At 58.0% G+C, this 255-nt stretch carries 1 protein-coding gene; it reads left to right on the top strand.

Annotated elements, in window-relative coordinates; all coding sequences use genetic code 11:
* Positions 1-255: transposase (locus tag L0U89_RS20675; protein ID WP_234863209.1), on the top strand; the 255-nt coding region annotated here is incomplete at both ends.

Below are 255 nucleotides of genomic sequence, written 5' to 3'. Positions count from 1 at the left end.
AGGGCTACGACAAAAAGAGCTACAGGAGTTCGGAGACGGTCTGCGGGAGCTGCCCGCTACGGGAGAAGTGCTGCGGCAAGGCGACCAGGTTCAAGAAACTGGAGGAGAGCATCGACAAGCCCTACTATGACCGGATGCACCGGAAGCTTACCCAAAACCCCGCCTATGCCAGGCGGATCGGCAAAATCCGGAGCCGGACCGTGGAGCCTGTCCTAGGTACCTTAGTAAACTTCCTGAACATGCGCCGGATCAACA

This window comes from Mariniradius sediminis (genome assembly GCF_021491425.1).
GTDB lineage: Bacteria > Bacteroidota > Bacteroidia > Cytophagales > Cyclobacteriaceae > Mariniradius > Mariniradius saccharolyticus.
The sequence above is the reverse complement of the archived record's forward strand: the minus strand, read 5'-3'. Positions and strand labels throughout refer to the sequence as shown.